Origin of the sequence: Arthrobacter sp. FW306-05-C (genome assembly GCF_021801725.1) — a bacterium.
Lineage (GTDB): Bacteria > Actinomycetota > Actinomycetes > Actinomycetales > Micrococcaceae > Arthrobacter.
In genome coordinates, this window is the sequence record NZ_CP084556.1 from 608,932 (window position 1) to 633,933 (window position 25,002).

The 25,002-nt window shown below is 64.8% G+C and carries 23 protein-coding genes and 1 tRNA gene; 15 read left to right on the forward strand and 9 right to left on the reverse strand.

Annotation, left to right across the window (positions count from 1 at the left end):
* The first annotated feature begins 27 nt into the window (after positions 1-27).
* Together LFT44_RS02970 and LFT44_RS02975 are read left to right on the forward strand one after the other, a co-directional pair.
* Positions 28-375, forward strand: coding sequence for a hypothetical protein (locus LFT44_RS02970; RefSeq protein ID WP_236801009.1), 348 nt, complete (start codon positions 28-30; stop codon positions 373-375).
* A 92-nt stretch (positions 376-467) separates the two neighbouring features.
* Entirely contained in the window at positions 468-1,247 is a 780-nt protein-coding gene (locus tag LFT44_RS02975; RefSeq protein WP_236801010.1) for an SDR family NAD(P)-dependent oxidoreductase, read from the forward strand.
* Positions 1,248-1,349: 102 nt separating this feature from the next.
* Here LFT44_RS02975 and LFT44_RS02980 read toward each other — a convergent pair whose 3' ends face one another.
* Positions 1,350-1,886, reverse strand: coding sequence for a hypothetical protein (locus tag LFT44_RS02980; RefSeq protein ID WP_236801011.1), 537 nt, complete (start codon positions 1,884-1,886; stop codon positions 1,350-1,352).
* Between the two features lie 277 nt (positions 1,887-2,163).
* Positions 2,164-3,216, reverse strand: coding sequence for a LacI family DNA-binding transcriptional regulator (locus LFT44_RS02985; protein WP_442863762.1), 1,053 nt, complete (start codon positions 3,214-3,216; stop codon positions 2,164-2,166).
* Positions 3,217-3,436: 220 nt separating this feature from the next.
* On the opposite strand from LFT44_RS02985, the gene LFT44_RS02990 reads away from it, so the two are divergent.
* From LFT44_RS02990 to LFT44_RS03035, 10 genes are all read left to right on the forward strand, one after another.
* Positions 3,437-4,798 carry an ABC transporter substrate-binding protein gene (locus tag LFT44_RS02990; RefSeq protein WP_236801013.1) on the forward strand — a complete coding sequence of 454 codons (1,362 nt, stop codon included), beginning with the start codon at positions 3,437-3,439 and terminating at the stop codon, positions 4,796-4,798.
* Positions 4,799-4,804: 6 nt separating this feature from the next.
* Positions 4,805-5,815, forward strand: a complete 1,011-nt coding sequence (locus tag LFT44_RS02995) for a carbohydrate ABC transporter permease (protein ID WP_236801015.1) — start codon at positions 4,805-4,807, stop codon at positions 5,813-5,815.
* Positions 5,812-6,735 (forward strand): carbohydrate ABC transporter permease, encoded by a 924-nt coding sequence (locus LFT44_RS03000; protein WP_236801016.1) that lies wholly within the window; start codon positions 5,812-5,814, stop codon positions 6,733-6,735. The genes LFT44_RS02995 and LFT44_RS03000 overlap by 4 nt, the downstream gene beginning before the upstream one ends.
* A 2-nt stretch (positions 6,736-6,737) precedes the next feature.
* Positions 6,738-7,586 carry a sugar phosphate isomerase/epimerase family protein gene (locus tag LFT44_RS03005; RefSeq protein ID WP_236801017.1) on the forward strand — a complete coding sequence of 283 codons (849 nt, stop codon included), beginning with the start codon at positions 6,738-6,740 and terminating at the stop codon, positions 7,584-7,586.
* The gene (locus LFT44_RS03010; protein ID WP_236801018.1) at positions 7,583-8,743 is read left to right on the forward strand and encodes a Gfo/Idh/MocA family protein; all 1,161 of its coding nucleotides are present in this window, start codon (positions 7,583-7,585) and stop codon (positions 8,741-8,743) included. Before LFT44_RS03005 ends, LFT44_RS03010 begins: the two co-directional genes overlap by 4 nt.
* A 4-nt stretch (positions 8,744-8,747) precedes the next feature.
* On the forward strand, positions 8,748-9,653 hold the full coding sequence (locus tag LFT44_RS03015) for a sugar phosphate isomerase/epimerase family protein (RefSeq protein WP_236801019.1): 906 nt from the start codon (positions 8,748-8,750) through the stop codon (positions 9,651-9,653).
* A gap of 2 nt (positions 9,654-9,655) precedes the next feature.
* Complete coding sequence (gene uxaC, locus LFT44_RS03020) at positions 9,656-11,059, forward strand: glucuronate isomerase (RefSeq protein ID WP_236801020.1); 1,404 nt, start codon at positions 9,656-9,658, stop codon at positions 11,057-11,059.
* Positions 11,060-11,115: 56 nt separating this feature from the next.
* The gene (locus tag LFT44_RS03025) at positions 11,116-12,483 is read left to right on the forward strand and encodes a mannitol dehydrogenase family protein (protein WP_236801022.1); all 1,368 of its coding nucleotides are present in this window, start codon (positions 11,116-11,118) and stop codon (positions 12,481-12,483) included.
* 39 nt (positions 12,484-12,522) lie between these two features.
* Entirely contained in the window at positions 12,523-13,752 is a 1,230-nt protein-coding gene (manD, locus tag LFT44_RS03030) for a D-mannonate dehydratase ManD (RefSeq protein ID WP_236801023.1), read from the forward strand.
* Positions 13,753-13,865: 113 nt separating this feature from the next.
* Complete coding sequence (locus LFT44_RS03035; RefSeq protein WP_236802779.1) at positions 13,866-16,121, forward strand: gluconokinase, GntK/IdnK-type; 2,256 nt, start codon at positions 13,866-13,868, stop codon at positions 16,119-16,121.
* A gap of 80 nt (positions 16,122-16,201) precedes the next feature.
* Here LFT44_RS03035 and LFT44_RS03040 read toward each other — a convergent pair whose 3' ends face one another.
* The gene (locus LFT44_RS03040; protein ID WP_236801024.1) at positions 16,202-17,083 is read right to left on the reverse strand and encodes a Rho termination factor N-terminal domain-containing protein; all 882 of its coding nucleotides are present in this window, start codon (positions 17,081-17,083) and stop codon (positions 16,202-16,204) included.
* A 207-nt stretch (positions 17,084-17,290) separates the two neighbouring features.
* On the opposite strand from LFT44_RS03040, the gene LFT44_RS03045 reads away from it, so the two are divergent.
* The gene (locus tag LFT44_RS03045) at positions 17,291-18,040 is read left to right on the forward strand and encodes a hypothetical protein (RefSeq protein ID WP_236801025.1); all 750 of its coding nucleotides are present in this window, start codon (positions 17,291-17,293) and stop codon (positions 18,038-18,040) included.
* A 12-nt stretch (positions 18,041-18,052) separates the two neighbouring features.
* Here the strand turns inward: LFT44_RS03045 and LFT44_RS03050 are convergent, their stop codons facing one another.
* The 4 genes from LFT44_RS03050 to LFT44_RS03065 all read right to left on the reverse strand — a co-directional run bounded on the left by LFT44_RS03050 (position 18,053) and on the right by LFT44_RS03065 (position 20,979).
* The gene (locus LFT44_RS03050) at positions 18,053-18,436 is read right to left on the reverse strand and encodes a DUF7793 family protein (RefSeq protein ID WP_236801026.1); all 384 of its coding nucleotides are present in this window, start codon (positions 18,434-18,436) and stop codon (positions 18,053-18,055) included.
* 144 nt (positions 18,437-18,580) lie between these two features.
* Positions 18,581-19,438 (reverse strand): alpha/beta hydrolase, encoded by an 858-nt coding sequence (locus LFT44_RS03055; RefSeq protein ID WP_236801027.1) that lies wholly within the window; start codon positions 19,436-19,438, stop codon positions 18,581-18,583.
* Positions 19,435-20,313, reverse strand: a complete 879-nt coding sequence (locus LFT44_RS03060; RefSeq protein WP_236801028.1) for a CPBP family intramembrane glutamic endopeptidase — start codon at positions 20,311-20,313, stop codon at positions 19,435-19,437. The genes LFT44_RS03055 and LFT44_RS03060 overlap by 4 nt, the downstream gene beginning before the upstream one ends.
* 102 nt (positions 20,314-20,415) lie before the next feature.
* Positions 20,416-20,979, reverse strand: coding sequence for a hypothetical protein (locus LFT44_RS03065; RefSeq protein ID WP_236801029.1), 564 nt, complete (start codon positions 20,977-20,979; stop codon positions 20,416-20,418).
* Positions 20,980-21,497: 518 nt separating this feature from the next.
* Between LFT44_RS03065 and LFT44_RS03070 the strand changes: the two genes are divergently transcribed.
* Positions 21,498-22,265 carry an alpha/beta fold hydrolase gene (locus tag LFT44_RS03070; protein ID WP_236801030.1) on the forward strand — a complete coding sequence of 256 codons (768 nt, stop codon included), beginning with the start codon at positions 21,498-21,500 and terminating at the stop codon, positions 22,263-22,265.
* Between the two features lie 26 nt (positions 22,266-22,291).
* Here LFT44_RS03070 and LFT44_RS03075 read toward each other — a convergent pair whose 3' ends face one another.
* Complete coding sequence (locus LFT44_RS03075) at positions 22,292-22,975, reverse strand: hypothetical protein (RefSeq protein WP_236801031.1); 684 nt, start codon at positions 22,973-22,975, stop codon at positions 22,292-22,294.
* 140 nt (positions 22,976-23,115) lie between these two features.
* Positions 23,116-23,205 (reverse strand) — tRNA-Ser (locus LFT44_RS03080).
* Between the two features lie 184 nt (positions 23,206-23,389).
* Here LFT44_RS03080 and LFT44_RS03085 point away from each other — a divergent pair.
* A complete protein-coding gene (locus tag LFT44_RS03085; RefSeq protein WP_236801032.1) occupies positions 23,390-24,988 on the forward strand; it encodes an HNH endonuclease signature motif containing protein in 1,599 nt (532 codons plus the stop codon).
* Positions 24,989-25,002 lie beyond the last annotated feature (14 nt).

Genomic DNA, 25,002 nt, shown 5'->3' on the forward strand with positions numbered 1-25,002 from the left:
ACGTGTTGGCGATCGAAGGAGAAGTTCATGGACTACACCGGAAGCCAGTCGGAGAAGGCCGTTCCCGCGGGTGAACTGGGCCGCAGCCACATCGGGCAGACCATCAGTTTCCAGCCGAATGAGTTCACCGTCGTGTTCGGCAAGCTCGCAGGCATTGCCCGGACTGAGGCCATGGTCTACCTGTCCCTGACGGGCGTGGGAAACGGCACGCACCTGAGGGATGAATACGACCTGCCGGTGACCCATGAGGTCTTCGTTCCCGTGGACGTCATTTCCAACGCGGAGTCCACCATCAAGGACCTGTTCGGGAAGGTCCAGGAAAACCTGCGCGGAGCCGGCCACAAGGGTGGCGAAGACAGGACTGACAAGCTCTAGCCTTTCAGCAGAAATGAAGGGCGGCATCCCGGGGATGCCGCCCTTCACCGCCCTGGGCGTGGGCATTCCGCTTGCACTTTGGAAGGAAACTCATGGGCAACGAGGCTTCATGGCAGGAAGTGGTCACGCAGGGCCGCTTCGCAGGCAAGACCGTCATCGTCACCGGTGCAGGCTCGGGCATCGGGAAGGCAACCGCGCTGCGGGTGGCAAAAGAGGGCGGGCGGGTGATAGCCGCCGATATCAGCAAGGAGCGGCTGGACGAGCTCGTGGAGCAGAACGCCGGACTGGACCTGGTCCCGGTGGCGGGGGACATCTCCACGGAGGAAACGGTGGCAGCGGTGGTTCGCGCCGCGGGTGGCCGGGTGGATGCGCTGGCGAACGTTGCCGGCATCATGGACAACTTCGCGCCGATCCACGACGTGGATGACGAGACCTGGGAGCGTGTGTTCCGCATCAACGTCACCGCCCTGATGCGGCTGACCCGGGCGGTGCTGCCGCTGATGCTCGATGCCGGGACGGGTTCTGTGGTCAACGTGTCCTCCGAAGCCGGCTTGCGGGGCTCAGCAGCCGGCGCGGCCTACACTGCGTCCAAGCACGCTGTGAATGGGTTGACCAGGAATTCGGCAGTGATGTACGGGCCCAAGGGGCTCCGCTTCAATGCTGTGGCACCTGGCGCCACCATCACCAACATCGTGGCCAACTGGGGTTCGCAGTTGGCGGCCGAGCGCCTTGGCCCGCTGATGCAGGCCAACATCCCAGCACCGGCCACTGCCGCGCAGCTCGCGGCGTCGATCACGTTCCTGCTCAGCGACGACGGCACCAACGTCAACGGTGCAATCCTTGCCTCCGACGGCGGGTGGTCGGCGTTGTAGCTGACGCCGGCTAAGCTGCCTGGCGGCTTGAGGCGGGCGTACGACGGCGGGTGGCTCCCGGCGTCGTACGCCCGCCTTTTCCCTATTCCGGGCGCGACGGACCTACTTTGGGCAGGTGAGGTCCGGGTTGTAGGAAGCGAACATGCCGTCGGGGTTGTCCCGCCAAATCCATGCGTGGAGTGCGTACGAGCCGGGGAACGGTCCGTCCTCGAAATCGAGTCCGGCGAGCTCAGGACGTTCCGCCGCGGTCGAGAGGAACTCGGCTGCCACCAGTTCATACCGCCCGTCCTCATCGGGCATGTACACCAGCACCTCGGGTTTCCGGGCCTGGGTCTTGTCATCGATCAGTTCCTGCTTGGCGTAGTGGAAGCCCATCGCCCCCACCCCGCTTTTGTCGATGCATTCAGTGATTTTGCGGTAGCCGTCTGCTTCGGCATTTTCCAGCCAGCGGTAGTCGTCGGTGACGTGGCGCAGGGTCCTGACGAGCCGGCGCTGATCGTCATTGCTCCGCCAGTCGTCGCTGTGGTCCGGGTTCCCGTGCCCGGATCCGCCGTGTGCCAGCGCTGTGCCGGGAGCAAGGCCCACGGCAAGCGCGGCAGCGGAGGCGACGGACAGCAGCCCCATTTTGGTGCGGTTCATTGTTGGTCTTCAGCCCTTTCGAGACCGAATCTGTTTCTGTTCAAGGGCGAAGCGATGGAAATGGTCTCCACCCTTCGCCAGGAGGCCGGCAGGATCCCCGGGACTGCCGGTGAGGGTGCGGTTGGGACGATTCCTTGTCCATTGGCCTGAGTGGTGCTTCAAGTATGCGCTGGCGCCAAAAGGAGCCGGTAGGCTACGCCCGGGTAATGGGTTTCCCCTCGAACGTCCTGCGGAGACACCACCGGGGTACCCACGGATGTACGCCGCCATGCGGGGGCTACGCCGGCGCGGGGCCCGTGGACTCCCGGATAGTGAGATGGGTGGGCATGACAGCCAGTTGGCGGGTGGCGTTTCCTGACAACGGGTTGAGCTGTGCCAGGAGCATGGACACCGCCACCCTGCCCGCCTGTTCGATGGGGCTGGAGATGGTGGTCAGTGGTGGGTTGCAGAAGTCGGCGCCGAAGATATCGTCCGATCCGATAATGCTCATGTCTTGAGGGACGCGGATGCCACGGGCCTGCAGGCGCTGCAACATGCCGATGGCCAGCAGGTCGTTGAAGACGATGCAGGCCGTTGCACCGGTCCTGACCGCTGCATCGGCAGCAGCAGCCCCCGAAGTAGTCTTCGGGGTGTAGGGGCCAATGCGGTGCACTTCCATTCCACGCTTGGTCGCATCCTCCTCGAAGACCTTCCACCGCATCTGGTTGGACCATGAGGTTGGTGGGCCTGCGACGTAGCAAACCTTGTGATGGCCCAGCGAGGCCAAGTGCTCCAGTGCCTGGATGATGGCGGAGGGCGTATCGATCATCACGGTCGGAGCGCTGGTGGAAGCACGGTTGAAGGTCACCAGGGGCTGCGACTGTGAGACCTCGGCCAACTGGGCGTCCGACAGGCGGGAAGCAGCAAGGATGAACCCGTCCGCGGATTTCCGCATCTTATGCAGCGCGTCCAGCTCCATCTCGCTTGACTCCTCGGTGTCCACCAGGAGCTGGGTGACGCCGGCGGCCTTGAGTTGGTGCTGCGTGCCCCGGATGATGTCGAAGTAGAACGGGTTGGTGATGTCGGGAACCAGCACTGCCACTGCATTGGTCCGGCCCGAACTGAGCCCACGCGCTTGGGAACTGGGGACGTAGTTGAGTTCCGCTGCCGCTTCCTCGATCCGCACCCGGGTGCGGGGATTCACGCGGTCCGGCCGGGCCAGGGCACGTGACACGGTGGAGGTGGCGACCCCTGCGAGCTCGGCAACGTCGCGGATGGTGGGCGGCCGGTCCCGCTGTGCGCCCACGTCAGGACTGGCTTGGCGTGACGCCTTCATTGTCGGGTCTGCCATCGCTGTGGCCTTTCCTCGCGGACCGGAATCGCCGGCCAAGTGGGGCCTCCAAGGCTACTCGCCGCTGGATGCCTGATGCACCTATCTGAGCATTTATGGCAACTTTTGGCAACCGCTTGCCACCGGCTTGCCGTCTTCCTAGACTGGCTTTCGAGTCGCCTGCAGTGATTTCCGCCACAGGACGGATGTGGCCATGCGGGTGTCCTAGAGGAGAAAAACAATGAGGTTTAAATCGACTACTGGGCTCGCGGCGATTGTCACGGCTGCAGCACTCGCCCTGACCGGTTGCGGATCAGGCTCCGGTTCCGGAGGGGGCGGCTCCACCAACGCCGATGGGAAGGTGGACGGTACGGGCAAGACGCTCAACGTCCTGGTGGGCGTCCTGAGCCAGTACCCCGAGCAGCAGAAGCAGTGGCAGAGCGATATAGCGGCCAAGTTCAAGGCTGAGACCGGCGCGGACGTAAAGTTTGAAACCTTCGCTTCGGCCAACGATGAGCTCACCCGCATCCAGACGTCGGTGGTATCGGGCCAGGGCCCGGATATCTACGGACTTGGCACAACATTCACCCCCACGGCCTACGCCACCAAGGCGTTTGTCACCCTCTCCGATGACGACTGGAAGAAAGTTGGCGGCAAGGATCGCTTCAACCAGGCCGCCCTGGGCATTTCGGGCCCGGACAAGGACCACCTGGCCGGCATCCCGTTCGTCAGCCGGCCCTTCGTCATGGCCTACAACAAGGACCTGCTGGCAGCGGCAGGCATCGACAAGCCCGCCACCAGCTGGGATGAGCTGGCAGCCCAGGCCAAGAAGATGACCAACGGCGACACCTACGGCATCGCCACCGGCTACAAGGACAACTACGATCCCTGGAAGTTCATCTGGGCCATGTCCGTGCAGGCCGGCAACCCGCTGGTGGACGGCAACAAGCTGAGAATGGATGACCCCACGGTCAAGAAGGCCTACCAGACCTACTTCGGCTGGTTGACCCAGGACAAGGTTGTTGACCCCGCGTCCGTGGGCTGGAGCAACAGCAACGCTGTGGCGGCCTTCGCCAGCGGCAAGGCCGGCTACCTGATGATGACCACGTCCAGCTCCATCCCCACCCTCGACAAGTCCGCAGTTGCGGGCAAGTACGAATACACCCTGATGCCCACCATCGCACCGGGTGAGACCCAGTCCAAGTCCGACGGCGATGCCGCCAGCATCCTGTCCGGCGACAACCTGGTGGTGGCTGACTACTCCAAGCAGAAGGACCTGGCCTTCGCGTACATCAAGCTGATCACGTCCAAGGAAGAGCAGCTGAACTACCAGAAGACCTTCGGTGACCTGCCCGCGAACGCCGAGGCGCTTGCCAGCCTGACGGATCCCAAACTGAAGCCGCTGGCCGATGCCGCTGCCAAATCCAAGGCAACGCCGTTCACCGGTGCCTGGGGCGACATCCAGCTGGGACTGCTCAACGTCACCGTCCAGTCCGTTCCTGACCTGGCCGCCGGCAAGGTGGACGAGGCCGCCCTCGAACAAAGGATCAAGGACGCCCAGAACAAGGGCCAGGCATCCCTGGACCGGGCCTCCAAAGGATAAGTTCTGATGTCAACCGACGCCTCACATGAAGTCCGGCCCGCGGCAGATACCGCCGCGGGCCGGGCGCCCCAAAACGTCCCCGATTCCGGGCAGCAGCACGGCCACGAGGGCGGACTGCGCCGCAAAGGCCTGAGCGAACGAAACCGCCCCCTCTGGATGCTTATCCCCGGCGGCACCCTGATGATCATCATCATCGTGGTACCGCTCCTGCTGGGCATCTACATGTCGGTCCTCAACCTGGACCAGTACACCCTGCGGAAATGGATCAGCGCGCCGATCATCGGAGTGGAAAACTTCGTTGAAGCGATTACAGCTTCGCCGCTGCTGCACGCCGTCTGGCTCAGTGTCAGCTACTCGCTGCTGGCCATGGTGGTGACGCTGCCGCTGGGCATTGCCGCCGCGGTTGCCACGCAGAACGCGTTCAAGGGCCGGGCAGTGATCCGCTCGATCTTCCTCATCCCGTACGTCCTCCCATCCTTCGTGGTGGCCACCGTCTGGCGGACCATGCTCCAGCCCGGCGGAATCGTGGACGAGGCCCTGGCCACCGTGGGCATTCACGTCGGGCTGTGGCTCAACGGGCCGCAGACCTTTTGGACACTGGTCCTGGTCCAGATATGGGCCTCCTGGCCGTTCATCTACCTGTTGGCGCTGTCTGGCCTCCAGTCCGTGGACCACGAAGTACATGAAGCTTCGGCCCTGGACGGGGCACTGTGGTGGAACAAGCTGCGGTACGTGATCTTCCCCTACCTGAAAGGCCCGCTGTCGCTGGCCTTCCTGATCGGGATGCTGCACCACATCAACAACTTCACCCTTCCGTTCGTGCTGTTCGGCGTTCCGGCCCCGGCCGACGTCGAAGTCCTGCCCATCCTGACCTACGTCACCAGCTTCCAGAGCTTCCGCTTTGGCCTGAGCGCCGCCATGGCCTTCATCTCCCTGGTGCTCATCGCCATTCCGCTGTTCGTCTACCTCCGTGCCGTCAAGCTTGACGACGCCGAAACACCTGGAGCAAAGAAATGAGCACCACGACAGCCACCCGGCGGAGTGCCCCAGCCTCTGACATCGACCGTCCGGGCTCGCACCGGCAGCACGAGGTGCTGCGGCTGCTCCCGACCCCGCTGCTGATTTTCGTCCTGGTGTTCCTGGGCGCCCTGGTCCTGATCCCGGTGCTGTACATCTTCCTGGCCTCGGTGAACTCGGACATCGGCGTGGCCAACGGCGAGTTCTGGCCATCGACAGTCACATTCGAGAACTACTCAAAGATCTGGACCAGCGTGGGCCTGGCCACCGGCCTTACCAACAGTGTGTTGGTGGCGGGCGCAACCGCTGTGGTTTCCGCCGCGATGTCCATCTCCACCGCTTTCGTACTGGTCCGCTACACCTTCCGCGGCCGGCTGACCATCCTCCGTGGCCTGCTGGCCCTGCAGTCCGTGCCCGGCACCCTGATGGTGCTGCCGGTCTTCGTCCTGTTTTCCTCGGCCGCCACCTATCTGGGGATCCAGGTCATCGGAACCCAGTGGGGCCTCTTCGTCACCTACCTGACGTTCGCCATGCCGTTCTCCACCTGGGTGATGGTCACCTATCTCCGCGGGCTCCCCAAGGAACTCGAAGAAGCAGCAAGGATCGACGGCGCGTCCAACGTCGGAGTCCTTTTCCGCATCATCCTGCCGCTCAGCTGGCCCGGCATCGTTGTCTCCGGCATCTTCGCGTTCCTGCTCGGCTGGAACGACGTGCTGTTCGCCTCGGTGATGACGCGCCCCGAAAGCCAGACGGCCGCCGTCGCACTTCAAATCTTTGGTGCTTCCCAGGAAGGCGGCGCCATTCCCTTCTACGGCCAGATGATGGCGGCAGCCCTGGTGTGCGCCGCACCGGTGGTCATTCTCTACCTGATTTTCCAGCGTTACCTAGTAGGCGGGCTGACCGCCGGAGGAGTTAAATAACCATGGTTTCGACCACCCAGGTCACCTGGCAGCTGTCAGGCTTCGGCGACGAGATCGACGACGACCCCGCAGTCCAGATCGCAGTGCTGCAGGCCCTCGGCGCCAACCACATCGAGGTCCGCAGCGCGTGGGGCACCAACATCGTGGACCTCAGCGACGATCAGCTCCAGGCCCTCGCGTCCCTGCTGTCGGAGAAGGGCATGAAGGTTTCGGCCATCGCTTCCCCGATTGGCAAGGTGGACGTCAGCCTCCCGGTGGAGCACGAAGTGGAGCGGCTGCGCCGTGCCGTGAATGCGGCCAAGGTCCTGGACGCCAGGTACATCCGCATCTTCTCCTTCTACTACGGCGAGTCCGTGCAGGTGGAAAGCATCCGCGACGCTGTCATGGAGCGCATGCGGGCCCTCGCCGATGTGGCGGAGGAAGCGGGTGTGATCCTCCTGCACGAGAACGAGAAGGACATCTTCGGGGATGTTCCGGACCGGGTCCTGGACATCATCGAGACCGTCAACTCGCCCGCCCTGAAGGTTGCCTGGGACGCGGCAAACTTCGTCCAGGTGGGGGTCAAGCCCTTCGACGAGGCATACACGAAACTGCGCCCGTACCTGGAATACCTGCAGGTCAAGGATGCACTGTTCGAGAACGGCCACGTCACGCCGGCCGGCGAGGGAGACGGTGACCTGCTCAGGACCGTGGAAGCACTCAAAGCCGACGGGTACCAGGGCTTCGCCTCCCTTGAACCGCACCTTGCGGGCGCCCATGGGCTGGGCGGGTTCTCCGGCCCCACCGCCTTCGGCATCGCAGCCCGAGCCTTCGCAAAAGTCACCGCAGACGCAGGAGTCCAGACCGCATGAGCACCTTGAACGTAGCCATTACTGGATGCGGCGTCATCGGCCGCACCCACGCCGTAGCCCTCCAGTCCTTCCCGGAGGCCCGGATCGTCGCCCTCGTCGACGCCATTCCGGCGGCAGCCGAAGCGCTTGCCGATTTCATCGAGAAGCAGAGCGGGGAACGGCCCGCGCTGTACACCTCGCAGGCGGAGGCCTTTGCTGCGCAGGACATTGACCTTGTCGCATTGGCAACGCCCAGCGGCCTTCACATCCAGCAGGGACTGGAGGTCCTGGCCGCCGGCAAGCACGTGGTGATCGAAAAGCCCCTCGACGTGGACCTCACCCGGGCCCAGGAAATCGAGGCCGCCGCAAAGGAAGCCGCGGAAAAGGGAGTCGTTGCCTCGGTCATCAGCCAGCACCGGTTCGACCAGTCAAGCGTGGCTGTGGCGGACGCTATCGCCAAGGGACGTTTCGGCCGGCTCACCTCAGCCATCGCATCGGTGGCATGGTGGCGCAGCCAGGGCTACTACGACTCCGGCGACTGGCGCGGCACGTGGGCCATGGACGGCGGCGGTGCGTTGATGAACCAGGGCGTGCACACCGTTGACCTGCTCCTCTGGTTCATGGGGCGCCCCGTGGAGATCCACGCGCACACCGCCCTGCTGGCCCATGAACGGATCGAAGTGGAGGACACCGCCGTAGCCACCGTCACCTTCGAAAACGGCGGACTGGCAGTCCTGCACGCCACCACGGCCGCCTACCCCGGGCTGACTGTCCGCGTCCAGCTCATGGGATCCGAAGGATCCGCCGTGGTGGACAACGACCGGCTGCAGTACTTCCACAGCAAGGACGCCGGCGGCGAGTCCGCGGACATGGGCCTCCAGGGCGGCGGCAACCAGGCCGAACAGGAACTGGCCAAGTACCCGGTGGAGGACTACAAAGCCGCGGACCCCACCACGTACCCCGCCGGGCACGTCCGCCAGTACCGGGACATTCTTGCCGCCATCGCCGGCGGCCGGCAGCCGGGCGTCACCGTCAGTGACGCGGTCAACGCGCTCGCGGCCGTGCGCTCCGTCTACGTTTCGGCCACCCTCGGCCAGCCCGTCCTCTTCGACGACGTCCTTGCAGGCAAGTACAACGACCTTGAAGTCCGCACCGGCAGTGCGGCAGAAAGCGCCTGACACCATGAAGTTTTCAGTATTTACGGCATCAACCCCCGAATGGGCTCCCGAAGAGGCAGTGAAGCACCTCGCCGACCAGGGCTGGGACGGCGTCGAATGGCGCATCACCGACCAGGCAGAAGCAGATGCGCCAGGCTTCTGGGCCGGCAACAGGGCCACCATCCCGCTCACCGGCATGGAGGACCACCTGGACCGGCTCGCCACCCTCACCAGCGGGGCCGGCCTGGAGTTCTCCGGCATCGGAGGGTACGCCCGGTGTGACAACCACGCTGACGTGGACCGGATGCTGGCAGCCACGGCCAAGCTGGGCGCGGAAAAGGTTCGTGTCACCACGCTTCCGCTCGGGACGGCAGCCTGGGGCAACGAACCGGCCAGCGGCACGCCCTACCCGGAGCTCTTCGCGGCAGCCCGGCGTGACTTTGAATGGATCGCCGAGCGGGCAGCACACCATGGAGTGAAGGCGCTGGTGGAACTCCACCACCGGACCATCACCGCTTCGGCATCCTCCGCCCTGCGGCTGCTGGACGGACTGGATCCGCAGCACGTGGGCGTCATCCATGACCTGGGCAACCTGCTTATCGAAGGCCAGGAGGACTACCTCCCCGCCTTCGAACTCCTGGGCGACTACCTGGCGCACGTCCACGTCAAGAACGCGCTGTGGGTCAACAGCGGAGAAATCGACGAGTCCGGCGCGGCTGTCTACCGCAACGAGTGGGCTCCGCTCCGGTCAGGGCAGGGCAGTGTCCTCCAGTACTTCAAGGCGCTCGCGGCCTTTGGCTATGACGGGTGGGTGACCGTGGAGGACTTCTCCAGCGAACTCCCGCTAGCCGAACGGACCGCGGACAACCTCGATTACCTGCGTTCCACGGCGGCCCTGGCAGGGCTCTCCGTCGCGGCAGGAAGGCGTTGACCATGGCACAGCCAATAGCGGACCACCCGGACCGGCTGCTGCCGGCCGATCCCGGGGTCCGGGACATCGCGCGGTCGCTCTTCAAGAAAGTGGAAGGGCTGCCCATCATCTCCCCGCATGGGCATGTGGATGCGGCAGTCATCGAGCAGAACACGCCCTTTCCCGATCCCGCCGCGCTCCTGGTCACCCCGGACCATTACGTCACCAGGCTGATCCACGCCGGCGGGGTGCCTATGGACCAGTTGGGGCTCGGCAATCAGCCTGCTGATTCACGGGAGGTCTGGCGCCACTTCTGCGAGGCGTGGCCCAACTTTGAAGGAACGGCGTCCGGCTACTGGATCCGGCAGGAGTTTGCCCACGTCTTTGGCCTGGCGGAGGAGCCGTCCAAGGACAACGCCGACCGGCTTTACGATGCACTCCAGGCCAAACTCTCCGAGCCGGGTTTCCGGCCGCGGGAGCTGTTCAAGGAATTCAACATCGAGGTGCTCGCCACCACCGATGACCCCCTTGACTCGCTTGACAGCCATGCCGCGCTGCAGGCGGACCCTTCGTTCGCCGCCCGCGTGCTGCCCACGTTCCGGCCGGACCAGTACCTGAACATGGCGCACCCGGCCTGGCAGGACAACGTGGAGCGCCTCATCGGAGCTGCCGGGGACGGCGCCTCGGGCTACGCCGGCTACATCAAGGCCCTCGAGGCTCGCCGGCGCCACTTCGTGGAGCGCGGCGCGGTGTCCGCGGACCACGGCGTCTTCACGCCCAGCACGCTGAAACTGGACGACGGCGAAGCGGAGCGGCTTTTCGAGCGCGGCCGGACGGGCCAAGCGAGTGCTGCGGACCGGGACGCCTTCGAGGCGCACATGGTCTACCAAATGGCGCGGATGTCGGTGGAGGACGGTCTGGTCATGACCATCCACCCGGGTTCGTTCCGCAACCACCACACGCCCACGTTCGAGGCCTTCGGCGCGGACACCGGCCACGACATCCCGGTTGCCGTGAACTACACCGAGGCAGTGCGCCCGCTGCTGCAGGATTTCGGGACGGCGAAGGACTTCCACTTGGTCCTGTTCACCCTCGATGAGACGGTGTTTTCACGCGAACTGGCTCCGTTGGCCGGGTTCTACCCTTCGGTTTACCTTGGCGCTCCGTGGTGGTTCCTGGACGCACCGGATGCCATGCTCCGCTTCCGTTCGGCGGTCACGGAGACGGCAGGGTTTTCCCGGTCCTCGGGCTTCATCGACGACACCAGGGCGTTCTGCTCCATCCCCGCCCGCCATGACACGGCCCGGCGGATTGAGGCATCCTTCCTGGCCCGGCTGGTGGCAGAACATCGAATCACCGAGGAACGGGCACACGAACTCATCGTGGACATCATCGACGCATCACCACGGCGGGTGTTCAAGCTGTGAACGCCGCCCCGCCTGCACCGGGCTCACTTCCTGTCCTGGACCGCAGCCTGAAGCCCATGCCCCAACCTCCGGCGCGCATCGTGCACCTTGGCCTGGGGGCGTTCCACCGTTCCCACCAGGCCTGGTACACACAGCACGCCCCTGACGCCGCTGAGTGGGGGATCGCGGCGTTCACCGGCCGCCGCCCGGACGCCGCAGAAGCGCTGTCGGCCCAGGACTGCCTTTACACGCTGGTGGAACGTTCGGCAGGCGGGGACAGCTTCGAAGTGATCGGCAGCATCGTGGAAGCGGTGGACGGAGCCAACATCGCCCGGCTTTGCGAGCTTGTCGCGGCGGAGGAGACGGCGGTGGTCACGCTGACTATCACCGAGGCCGCGTACGGGCTTGCCGCAGATGGAACGTTCGACGGCGGCGCTCCCGGTGTGGCGGATGACCTCCGCGCGCTGTCGGCGGCGGCGTCCGGGGAAGCGGGAGTGCCCGGCACACCCTTGGGACGCCTGGTGCTGGCCCTCGCCAGACGCCGGGACAGCGGGGCGGGACCGATCGCCGTCGTCAGCTGTGACAACCTGTCCGCCAACGGGGAGGTTGCCCGCCGCGCCGTCCTGGGACTGGCATCCGGATGGGGTTCCGGGCTGGTCGAATGGGTCGGGGCGAATGTCAGCTTCGTCAGCACCTCGGTGGACCGGATCACCCCGCGGACCACCGAGGCGGACATCGCTGAAGTCGCCGAACAGTGCGGCTACACCGACAGCTCGCCCGTGGTGGCCGAACCGTTCCGGAACTGGGTGCTCAGCGGGGATTTTCCGGCTGGACGTCCGCGCTGGGAGGACGCCGGCGCCGTCGTTGTTGCCGACATTGAGCCCTATGAGAACCGCAAGCTGTGGCTCCTCAACGGTTCGCACTCCATCCTGGCGTACGCCGGGCAGCTCCGCGGGCACGCCACCGTGGCCGACGCCCTGGCCGATCCCGCCTGCCGGAAGGCCGTGGAGGACTTCTGGGACGAGGCCGCACACCACCTGCAGGCGGCCGGGCTGGACATCCCTGCGTACCGGAAGGCGCTGCTGGAGCGGTTTGGAAATGCCCGGATCGCCCACCGGCTTGCCCAGATAGCGGCCGACGCCACCACTAAGCTGCGGATGCGTGCCGTGCCCGTCCTCACGGCGGAGCGGGCCAGCGGCCGGACCGGCAGCGGGGCTGCCCTGATGCTTGCCGCATGGATTGACTACGTAGCTGCCATCCAGGACTTCCAGGACCCGCTGGCTGAGGACATCCACGCGGCCAACGCCCTTGAGGGCTACGGGAGGGTCCAGGCCCTTCTCCGCCTGGTGAGTGCCGAGATCGCGGATGATTCCGACATTGTTTCCCTGGTGCACGGGCTGTGCGGATCCATCGCAGCCAAGACAGCCACTCCGTCACCTCTTTAGACCCTGCTTTTTCACTTCCGGAAGGAACAGTTAGATCCCATGAAAATCATTGCCGCCGATGTGTTTGTGACCAGTCCCTCACGGAACTTCGTCACCCTCCGGATCACCACTGAGGATGGGGTGACGGGGATTGGTGACGCCACGCTGAACGGTCGCGAGCTGGCGGTTGCCGCGTATCTGCGGGAGCATGTGGCGCAGTTGTTGATTGGGAAGGATCCGCATCGGATTGAGGATACGTGGCAGTTCCTGTACCGGAGTGCGTATTGGCGGCGGGGTCCGGTGACGATGGCGGCGATCGCTGCGGTGGATATGGCGTTGTGGGATATCAAGGGCAAGCTGGCAGGGATGCCGGTGTACCAGCTCCTCGGTGGTGCTTCCCGGAACGGGTTGCGGGCGTATGGGCATGCGTCGGGGGCCGATATTGAGTCGTTGTTTGATTCGGTGCGCGAGCACCTGGAGTTGGGGTACAAGTCGATCCGGATCCAGACGGCGGTGCCGGGGATCAAGGCTGTGTATGGGGTCGCGGCGCAGGCCCAGGCGTCGGGGGAGCGGTATGACTATGAGCCGGCGGGGCGGGGTGCGTTCCCGGTGGAGGAGGACTGGGACACCCGGGCCTACCTCCGGCACCTGCCCACCGTTTTCGAAGCCGTCCGGAATGAGTTCGGTCCGGAGATCCCGTTGTTGCATGATGGGCATCACCGGATGACGCCGATCCAGGCGGCGAAGCTGGGCAAGGCGTTGGAGCCGTATGACCTGTTCTGGTTGGAGGACTGCACGCCGGCGGAGAACCAGGAAGGGCTGCGCCTGGTGCGCCAGCACACCATTACGCCGCTGGCGATCGGGGAGATCTTTAATACGGTGTGGGATTACCAGACGCTGATCAAGGAGCAGCTGATTGATTATGTGCGGGCGGCGTCCACGCACTTTGGCGGGATCTCCCCGTTGAAGAAGGTGATGGATTTCGCGGCGCAGTACCAGATCAAGTCCGGGTTCCATGGGCCGACGGATATTTCCCCGGTGGGGTTCGCGGCGCAGCTGCATGTGGGGTTGGCGATCCACAACTACGGGATCCAGGAGTACATGCAGCACTCGGTGAAGACCAACGAGGTGTTCGAGCAGTCCATGACGTTCGTGGACGGGTACCTGCACCCGGGCGACAAGCCGGGCATCGGCGTGGAATTCAACGAAGAAGCCGCCGCCGCTTACCCGTACCAGCAGGCCTACCTGCCCTACAACCGCCTCGTCGACGGCACCGTCCACGACTGGTGAAACCGGCCGCGGCCGGTAAGAATGCCCACGGCTGAAAACTGCCCACACGGGTGAGAAGGAAAATTTCGGTGAACAACAACAATCCCGCCCCTGCCAAACCCCGTGTTGTGGTCATGGGGGTCTCCGGCTGCGGCAAGACAACGGTGGGCGGCCTCGTGGCCCGCGAACTCGGCGTGCCGTTCCTCGACGGCGACTCCCTGCACCCCGTGGAGAACGTGGCCAAGATGGCGGCGGGCCATCCGCTGACCGACGAGGACCGCTGGCCCTGGCTGACGATCGTGGGCCGCGAGCTGGCTGCCGCCGGGGACAGCGGGCTGGTCCTGGCCTGTTCCGCGCTGCGGCGAACCTACCGGGACGCCATCCGGGAACAGGCTCCGGACACCATCTTCCTGCACCTGAACGGCAGCAAAGAGGTCCTCGCCCAGCGTGTGGGCGGCAGGGCCGGGCACTTCATGCCACCCGCGCTGCTGGACTCCCAGCTCGCCACCCTCGAACCACTGCAGGAGGACGAGCGCGGCGTGGTGGTGGACATCGCCGCGCCCGTCCCGGAAGTCGTGGCCGGGGCACTCAAGGGAATTGCCGCCGTCGTACCTTCTCCCACGGGGGCACAGGGCAGCCGGCCGCGGCAGTTCGACGTCGACCTGGCCGCCGCGCCGTTCAATCTCGACGACGACGCGGTCGCCTGGGTGGAGGGCACCATTGGTGCGATGACGCTCGAGGAGAAGATCGGGCAGCTGTTCATCAACCACAACAACGACTACTCACCCGGGTACCTCGACGGGGTGCTGGAGAACTACCACGTGGGCGGCATGCGTTACCGTCCGGGTCCGTCCGCTGCGGTGCAGGAACACATCCGCTACGCGCAGTCCAAGTCCCGGATTCCGTTGCTGGTTGCGTCCAACCCGGAGATGGGCGGGGCCGGCAGCTGCGACGACGGAACGTTCGTATCCACGCATCTGCAGGCGGGCTCGCATCCGGACAAGAACATTGCCCGGCAGATGGGGCAGGTGGCCGGGGTGGAGACGGCGGCCCTAGGCTGCAACTGGGCCTTCGCACCGATCGTGGACATTCACTACAACTGGCGGAACACGGTCATTTCCACGCGCTCCTTCGGCAACACGCCGGAAGTTGTGGTGGAGCGGGCCAAGGAGTACTTCGACGGCATCAGCGAATCACCCACGGCATGCGCCATGAAGCACTTCCCGGGGGACGGTGTGGATGAGCGGGACCAGCACGTGGTCACGTCCTACAACACCCTCCCCTATGAGGAGTGGAACCGGACGTACGGACACGTGTACCGGGAGATGATCGCGCATGGCGTGCAGTCCATCATGGCCGGCCACATCGGGGCGCCGGAGGTATCCCGGCATTTCCGGCCCGGGCTGTCCGACTCCGAGGTCCTGCCTGCCACGTTATCCCCGGAACTCCTGCAGGACCTGCTGCGCGGGGAGCTCGGGTTCAACGGCCTGGTGCTCACCGACGCTTCGCAGATGGTGGGGCTGACCCAGGCCATGAGGCGCAAGGACCTGGTGCCTGCCACCATCGCGGCGGGCTGCGACATGTTCCTGTTCTTCCGGAACCCCGCCGAGGACTTCCAGTACATGATGGACGGCTACAAGTCCGGGATCATCACCGAGCAGCGGCTGCATGATGCGCTGCGACGGATCCTGGGATTGAAGGCGTCGCTGGGGCTGCACCGGAAATCTGCTGATGAGCTGGTTCCGCCTGCCGAGGCGCTTGCCGTTATTGGGTCTGCTGAGCACCGTGCCGTGGCCGCTGAGATTGCAGACAAGACGGTGACGCTGGTCAAGGACACGGCCGGTAACCTGCCCATCACGCCTGCGACGCATCCCCGGATCCGCTTGTACGGCATCTCCGGCGGGGCAGACTTTACCCGGGCCGATCCGCTGGCCTACCTCGAGGTGGTGAAGGAGGAACTGGAAGCTGCCGGGTTCCAGGTGCACCTGTTCCGGACCGCTGAGCAGCGCGAAGCGGCCGGGGAGGCCGGGATGAACTTTATGCGGGTCCTGGCAGAGGAGGCCACCGGCGACTACGCGGAAAAGTACGACGCCGCCTTTGTCTTCGCCAACGTGAAAGGCTTCGCGCAGGAGGCTGCCATCCGGATCAAATGGTCGTCTCCCATGGCGGCCGAGATCCCCTGGTACGTCACGGAAGTGCCCACAGTGTTTGTGTCCCTGAACCAGCCGAACCACCTGATCGACGTGCCCATGGTCAGGACCGCCATCCACGCCCACGCGGGAACACGGGAAGCAATCCGGGCCGCCGTAGAGAAGATCCAAGGCAAATCGGAGTTCCAGGGAACATTCAACGAGAACGTGTTCTGCGGGTCGTTTGATACACGGCTCTAGGACTGTTGGACATGCAGGAGGCGCCACCGCAACAGCGATGGCGCCTCCTGCATGATCCGCTCCACGTGGTGCGGTTGCCCTTAGGCGTCTTCACGCTCCGGGTTCTCCAGCCGGAAGAAGTTGGACTGGTTCCCGTCCGTCCGCTCTTCCTGGTAGATGAAGTTCAGCCGCCGGTCGTCAAACGTCTTGAACCATTCCTCCCAGCTGACTTCGCGAAGGTTGGCGTCCCGATCCCGGAAATCAATGCGTAGGACACCCAAGTGGTCGCCATGCTCGGTGCCCTCGACTGTGGCAGGGACACCGCCGCGTTCTTCGGCCCACTGCCTGATGACTTCATGGTGCGTGGTTGCCAGGCTGCGGCCTTCGCGCTCGGGCTCCTCCTCCGTGGAGGTGATTTCCTGCGAATACTTCAGCGACTTGGACGAGTCATCGCCGTAACGGACCTTGCCGCCGTCGGGGCCGGCGCCCAGGTCTTCGGCGTCTCCGCCGGCGTCCTCATTCCGGCTGCCTCCGCCGCTGTCACCGTCCTGCCGGGCCTTGGCCACCTCTTTCACCAGCTCTTCCTTCCGCATGCCGGAGGCGCCGGGGATGTGGTCTTCCCGGGCCTCCTTGCGGAGTTCATCCACCTTCATGCTGCGCAGCTCGGTTTCGCTCACGTCAGGGGTGTTGGGGGTCTGGTTGCCGGGCTCGTCATGGCCTTCCTTGCCGCTGCCTTCCTTGCCACTGCTGGACCGCCCGGAATTCCCTGAGCCGGACCGGGAAGCTTCCTTCCGCCCGCCGTCGTGGTCCTCCTGCCGGGTCTTGGCCACCTCTTTCACCAGCTCTTCCTTGCGCATGTCCGAAGCGCCGGCGATGTGTTCTTCCCTGGCCTGCTTGCGGAGTTCGTCCACCTTCATGCTGCGCAGTTCCGTCTCGCTCACATCGGGCGTGTTCGGTGTCTGGTTACCGGGCTTGTCACTCATGTCAGGTCCTCCTTTTGCAGAACTCTTTTGCAGAATCGACAAATAATAAGGCTGCTTACTTTCTAGCGTGTGCCGGATGTCGGCGTCAAGCATCGGCGCCCGACGCGCCACACAGGCACTGCATTTACCGGCGGGGCCTTTGGACTCTGGGGGCGGCCCAATCACTGTTTGTAGGCTCCTTGCATTCCGGTGACAAGGAGGTTTGGCATGGGCAACGCGTTGTCGGGTTTCCTGGCATTCATGGGGCCGTCCGTGCGCGGGCACCGGGCTCAAACTGGGTTCCGCTGGCGAAAGTCGGGTTTTCTCGGCGGGGCGGCCGCGGCCGGGATTTTCACGCACGCGGTCCTGCCGCGTGTGCTGGGGGCCTGGGGCGCGACCAAGCTGGAAAGGACCATGCCCCTTCCGGGCGACCGCCTGATTCCGGATCCCGACGAAGTACAGACCATGGCAGTAACGATCTCCGCCCCTCCGGACGAGGTCTGGCCATGGTTGGTTCAAATGGGTGTGGACCGCGCTGGCTTGTATTCCTATACCTGGGTGGAGAACGGATTGCTCCATCTGGGCGTTACCAATGCTGACCGCATCCACCCTGAGTGGCAGGACCTGAAGGTTGGCGACATCATTGCCTTCACGCCGGAAGGCTATCCGGGAGGAAGGATAGGGCCACGCGTGGTGGAGTTGGAGAGCGCGCGCTACCTGGTGCTCGATTCAAGCCCTGGCGCCCCTCCCGGAACAGTCACCGGCACGTGGCAGTTCGTCCTAAACAGTTCCGGTGCCAGGGGAACCAGGTTGCTGCTGCGGACGCGATCGGGCCCCGACCGGCCGCCCGCGCTTCGCGTCATGGACTTCCTCCTCCGCCCTGGTTACCTCGTCATGGACCGTGCCATGCTGCTGGGCATCAAGAAGCGCGCCGAGGGGGACGCCCACAACCGCGAGACGTCGTCGGGGTCGTCGTGATCCTGGTGACGATCAGCTTTCCGTTTGCCGGGCTTCCCGCACGGCACTGACCCGGCCGTGTTCAGACAACCACTTCAGGGCTTCGGATTCTTTGGTGAAATATGCCGTGGGGGTCAGGGACCGCTGCGAAAATGCGGCCACGACTTTGCCCATTGCCCCATCCCCGATGAGGGCCGCGGCCGAGAATCCGCGGTAAGCGTTCATGCCGGCCCTGGCCTCCGGCGTTAACCCGGCAACACCAGCGAGATCAACCAGGAGAGGCAAAGTGCGGCCACCGCTTAAGCCCTCCAGAACCCGGGCTGCGTGCACCGCCATCTGGTAAGTGATGTGGACATCCGGGACCCACTGCAACCGCAGCATGTCCCCGTCGCAAGAGGCAGTGAAGAATTCGTTCATTCCTGTCCTGGTTCTCGTAGGCGGGCTTGTATTCCAGACGCTTGACTAATTGAAACCCCATTCTGCCGGACAGGTAGGACAAAAAGTCCAGGGGTAGGTATCCCAACTCCGGGGGCGGTCTACGTGACGGTGGTTCGCCGGATGTCAGCCCAGCGCCTTTTCCAGCCACTGCACATAGGCCTCTGGTTCCAGCAGCGCCGCGGTGTGACCGGCGAGGCCCATCGAAATCGTCTGCACTGGCCTGCCCAGCAGCCTTTGGAGCCGGGGGATGTCGCGGGTGGCCTGGGTGCGGTCATTCTCCGCCCGCAGCACCACAGCGTCTCCGTGCCACTGCTGAAACCGTTCCCGACGCACCAGTTGCCTCCTGGCCACGTCAGCTGCGACCGCGAAATGCGACACAATATCCGCCCGGGTGAGGTCGTGCCGGACAGTGTGGCGAAGGACCGCCGCCCAGTCGCCGTCGGGATCCGATCCGGCCGGGAACAGGCCGGTAAGGCCGGCGAGCAGCAGGGAAGCCGACCAGCGCTTGGGCAGCACCCGCGCTGCGAAAGTTGCCCATGTCAGGGCCGGTACCCAGAGCAGGCCGTAGTCGGCCGGTCCGCTGCTGGACAGCACCAGCCGGCCGATCCGTTCGGGATGGGAAGCAAGGAACGCCTGGGCGAGCAAACCGCTGTAGGACTGGCCCGCCACGTCGCAGCCCGCAATCCCTTCCGCGCGCAGGATGGCCGAGACGCCGTCGTCGAAATCGGCAAACCGCTTCACGTGGTGGTAATCCGGCGCCACCACCGTGTGGCTGCGCGCAAGGCGCCCAAGGAAGTCATATCCCAGCCCAGCCCGGCGCAGGCCGCCGGTGAGCCAGAGCACGGCCGGTCCTTCGCCCAGCCTTACATAGCGCCATTCCACCTCACCGACCCTGAGTTTCCGGCCGTGGGCAGCGACGAAACGCCGTGCTGCCGACAGGATTGCCTCCCCGGCCGGCACCCGTGGAAGTTGGGCCGTCATGTCGACACCCGTGCGCGCCGGCGTTCGGTGAGAAGGACGACAGCGGCAATCACCCAAAAGGCCGCACCCCAGCTGAGGGCCGGAGCCAGGATGGCAATTCCTGATGCGTTTCCGGAGGCCGCCATGAAGGAGTTGATGAAGGCACCCGCGGCAAGGGGCGCGTGCATCAGCACCGCCAGGAGGAGACTCCCGGTCCGGTCGTAAAGCCAAACCATCAGCATCCGGTAACCGGGCAGCCAGGCAAAGAGGAACACGGCAACGATAAGGGCGGCAGGTATGGCCCCTGAAGGATCAGTGCTGTTGGCGAACATGGGGTAGTGCCAGGCACCCCAAAAGGCGGCCATGATCAAGGCCGTGGACACAACACCGTGCCGCCGGCGCAGGCGGGGCAGCGCGAAGCCAGTCCAGCCCACCTCTTCCAGCATGCCGACTATCAACCCCACCGCAATCCCGGCCAAAATGATGGTCACCAGCTCGCCCGACGTCGCCACGCCGCCGTAGTAACCGGGAAAGACGACGGCCACTGCCACGGCCGTCGCAGCCATGACCAGCGGAGCGGTGAGGAGCGCCAGCGCATACCAGCGGGCACCCACCCGCCACCGGCGGAGGCGGGTGCCCATGTCCCGAAGCCCCGCCTTTCCGTCCAGGAGGCTGGTGAGGATGACGGATGCGACGGCGGGTCCCAGGGGCGCCAGCGTAAGTCCAACAGCCATTGGGACCGGTGCGACGCCAATGACCGCTGCCATCCCGCCCCAAGACAAGACAAAGGTTAGGGCGTAGTAGGCGGATACAGGGTGCCGGCGGACCAACGAGGTGAACCCTTTCCCGACAGCGCCAGGTACCAGCGGCAATCCGTGCTGTGGCTGTGCGGTCATCACAGACCTCCTGCCTTGGCCGACATCCGTTTTGGATATGGCGGCTAATGATCCTTCAACCCCAGCCTGGTCGGGCGGGGCCAGCGATACCAGGGCCTTTTGTCAGGGGGAATTCTCAGGGGACTGTGCAGGGCTCGGCATAGGTACCCGGCCTGTCACGCGTACTCCGCCGACGGCTCCTGTCCAGGGGGTATCGCCGGGTGCCGGCAACACCAGGTGGGCGAAAACGTACCCCTGCTGCAGCTCCAAGACTTGCGTGGTGGCTCCATGGCAATCCAGCGTCAGCTCCACGGGCTGGAAGCGAGCGCCGGGATGCTCCTGCCCGACGGCGACCGTGGCACCGGAAGCGCCGGCACAAGCGGCTGTAACGGTGAACTGCCCGGCTGCCGGGACTTCCGCCGTCGTGCCAAAGCCCCTGACCGGGCCATCAAGGGGACCCTCCTCAAAAAGGAGGACCGGGCCCGGCACTGCCTTGAGGAGCCTGTCCAGCTCACGGTAGTTGTGGACCTCGCGCTCCAGGACCAGGGGATCAATGGAGGGCGCGGGGGAGTTAGTCGCCTGTGCCGGGCCGGGTGTTGGAGTCCGCGCAGGCTCGTCGTATTGGTAGGAACAGCCCGCTGCCGCACCTGCTGCAATCAACAGGGACAGGCTGGATACACGCCCCATCCACCTGCCCTTGGTTCCCACATTTTTAATCGTGGGCAGGGGAGCGGTGCAAAGTAAACACTGCTCCTCCAGATTGATGCAAACGGCACCGCTTCCCTTGTTTCAGTGGGCCCACAACGAAGGGTGGGAGGTGCCGGGACTTCAGGCCCTAGGCCGCCGTACTCAAGCGGCAGGAGGCTGAGGCAAGGAGGTGACAACAATGGAGATGCCGCGAACCCGTGCCAACAGCGAGTCTCCGAGGAATCGGCAGTCTCCACGGAGTTCGGTAAGGGGCTGGGGCACGGCTGGCGGGAGCACGACGGCGGGTGGCTGCGTTAGGTTCATCACTTGCGGCCCTATCGGCAGTTGCGAGGTATGGCACGTGGGCAGCCACTCGCAGGAAGGGCCGTCTTTCCGGGTTTCGGAGTACTGAAGGAGAGCAGCAGTACCTGCGGGCCTACCAGGACGTACTGGAAGAATGGCCGGCCGCCTACGAGGAGATCGCCGTCGAGACAGCCTTTGGAATAACCCACGTCCTGGTGAGCGGTGACACCGAGGCGCCTCCCCTTGTCCTCCTCCACGCCACCGGGACGAGCTCCACGGGGTGGTTGGCGAACGTGGGACCACTCAGTGCCCGGTGCCGGGTCTTCGCCGTCGACATCGTCGGCGAAGCCGGGAAGTCACACCAAAGTAAGCTGCTTCGGGGCCGGAAAGACTGCGTGCAGTGGCTGTCGTCCGTCCTTGATGGGCTCGGGTTGGAGCGGCCGTCTTTGGTTGGGTGGTCATTTGGGGGCTGGGCCGCACTTGCCTTCACCATCGACAGGCCCGAGCGGGTCGACAAGACGGTGCTCCTCGCACCCTTCGGCTCTCTCGCCCCCTACTCGCGCAGCATTCTGGCTTTCCTCAAGGTTGGTCCTTACCTTCCGTGGGGTCCGCCAGGAGGCCTTGCGCTGCGGATGATGGCACCCGGATACCGGTTCGATGAGAGGTTCGCAAAGCAGTTCATCCTCGGTGGCCGCTACTTCAAGCCCGCAGATCCCCGGGTGAGTGTCTTTCCCAGGCCTTTCACTACCAAGGAGCTCAGTTCTATCCAGGTGCCGGTCCTGCTGATGGTGGGCGACCGGGAGTCCGCGTTCGATCCCCGGATCGCGGTCTCGCAGGCGCGGAACTTCATTCCCGGTGCGCAGACACATCTGGTTCCAGGGGTCGGGCACATGATTGCCATGGAGGCCCAGGCGGTTGTGAACCACGCAATACTGGGATTTCTGCAGGATCTTCCTTTGGAAGGTTTGGCCCGGACGGAATAGGTCCGGACGGAACAGCAGGCCGCTCCTCAGCGGAAGATCTTCTTTCGAGCCGACCTGAAGTGGACGCCCAGCAGCAGGCAGAGGATGGGAAAGACTACGCCGTAGCCAAAGACACCTATCAAGCGGAGGTATGGATTACCGAAAGCAGGGCCTGTCAACCCCAGCAGGCAGAGAAGGCCAGCCAGCAGGAAGGCGGCCCGTATGTACAGGGGGCTGCCAGGGCCGGTGAATGCCACCGCCGCGAACAGCAGTGAGAGGCCGAAGAGGAAGTGCCAGGCTGTGACGTCGGCGGCAAAGAACAGTGACGGTTGGGTGAAGTCATAGATATAGCCGAGGGCCGGATCGCCGACGGGGGCCACCCGGCGGGCCACCAACAATTCGATCAGGTGCACGGTCGAGGTTACCGCTGCCGTGGAGAGCATGAAGCCAAAGGCCAGGACACCGAAAACCCTGGCCGGTGCGGGGGTGAGCTGGAAAATGACGGCGAAAAGTACCACGTGGATGGGCGCCCCAATGACTGTCACTGCTTCAGCTGCCGCCCAGAACGGATCCCGGGGCGCGCCCGAGAATGCCCCACTTGCCCCTACCAGGGCCAGATACACCACATCAAACGCGAAAACGGCCCACGCCGACCACTGGCCCAGCCCAAACAGGTGGCCCTGCACCTCGCGGTCAGAGCCGCGCACCTGTCCTTCCACTGCCTCCGTCACGGCATCGAAAGTAGTGTCAAGGTTCAGAGTTCATAAGTGCCGTAGGTCCCCGCCGTCGGAGGCACTCCCAGTGACTCCTTTTGGCAAAGCAAAAGGCCCTGCTTCCCTCTTTTACAAGAGGGAAGCAGGGCCTTTCTACCTGGCGGTGACGGTGGGATTTGAACCCACGTTGGCTTTTACACCAAACAACATTTCGAGTGTTGCACCTTCGGCCGCTCGGACACGTCACCAACCTCAATAGGGTACCGGAGTAAGGCCTGCATCCCCAAAACGCACGTATAGCGCGGGCTTGGAGCAGGGGCTGGATTCTGCCGATGCATCTGCGAGGTGGCAGATAACTGCAATGCCGGCCCGGAACATTGCGGTCACATGCCACTTCGCGTGAATGTCAGACCCTGCCGCGATGATTGATTCATGGGAACGGCAGCAGTGGTCAAGGCTTATGCGGACATCCGGGCTGCCCTTGCTGTGCTGAACACTGAGGTTGACGGGTGCGGTTCGGACCCGTTTTCGGTGGTTGATCCGTTGGCGGGCTTGGCGGATGGGTGCCTGGACATTCTTGCCGGTGCCCGTGAGGTCGAGGCCGGGTTCGCTGGTTTGAAGGCGAAGGCCGCGGTGAAGTACGCGGAGAGCGCCTCTGTCGTTGCGGGGCCGGATGTGCCGGTGCAGGCGCAGGAGATGGCGGTCGCTGCGGAGGTCGGCTGTGTACTGGCGCTGGGGCCGCGGGCGGCGTCATCGTTTCTGGCGACTTCGCACGCCCTGATGTCGAGTTTGCCGCGGACTTTTGCGGGGCTGCAGGCGGGGACGTTGTCCTGGAGTCATGCGGTGGTGATGGCTGATGAGGCCGCGAGCCTGGATACTGCGGGGTCGGCGGCCTTGGAGGCGCACTTTTTGGACCCGGAGGCGCCAGATAGCGCGAAGGGCTGTCCGGTGGGGCAGCTGCCCGCGCACCGGTTCAGGGTCAAGGCACGGACGTGGCGGGAACGTCACCACGCCGAGAGCATTGAGAAGCGCCATGCCAAGGGGGTCGCGGATCGGCGGGTGGAGTTCCGGCCGGACCAGGACGGGATGGCGTGGCTGTCCGCGTGTTTGCCGGCGGCTCAGGCGTTGGCGGGGTGGAACCGGCTCACCGCGGTCGCAAGGTCTTTGCAGGGGCCGGAGGAGTCCCGGACCATGTCCCAGTTGCGGGCGGACAAGTTCGCTGATGCGATCCTCGGCAGCAGCAGCAGCAGCAGCAGTGGCAGTGGCAGTGGCAGTGGCAATAGGACCAGTAGCGGCCGTGGCGCCAGTGTCACGGATGCGATTGACGAAGCTGATGGTGGTGACGGCGATACCGGTGCCCGTGACAGCGCCGGTGTCAATGGCAGGGCTGGACGGGAAGACGTGTCTTCGCCGATCCGGGCCCAGGTTCTGGTCACGGTTCCGGTGTTCTCCCTGATGGGGTTGGCCGATGAACCGGCGATGTTGGACGGGTACGGGCCGATCCCGCCCTCGATGGCCCGCGATTTGGTGGCGAACGGTGCGGGGTCGTTTTACCGGGTGTTGGTGGATCCGCGGGATGGGGCGCCGCTGGAGATCGGCCGGAAGAGTTACCGGGTGACCGGGGCGATGCGGGCCTGGCTGCGGATGCGGGACGGTAAGTGCCCGTTCCCGGGCTGCAGCAACAATTCCCTGGACAACGATGCCGACCACATCCTCGCCTGGGCCAAGGGCGGCACCACCGGGATCAGCAACCTGGGACAGCCCTGCCCTAAGCACCACAAGCTCCGGCACAGCACCGGTTGGAAACCCACCCGGGCCACCAAGAACGAACCACCTGGCTGGATCTCACCCGCTGGCAGGCACTACCCAAGCGAACACCAGGACTGGGAACCACCCAAACGGCCCAGGCAGCTGGTGCCGCAACTGAATCCGGCGCAAAGGGCAATCTCAGGTTGCACAGACTTGGTGGTCGGGGGCTTCTCCCTGGGGGAAGCATGCCTTGACGGTATCCTCCATCCGCCCTCCGCCTAGCTGTATTGACCACG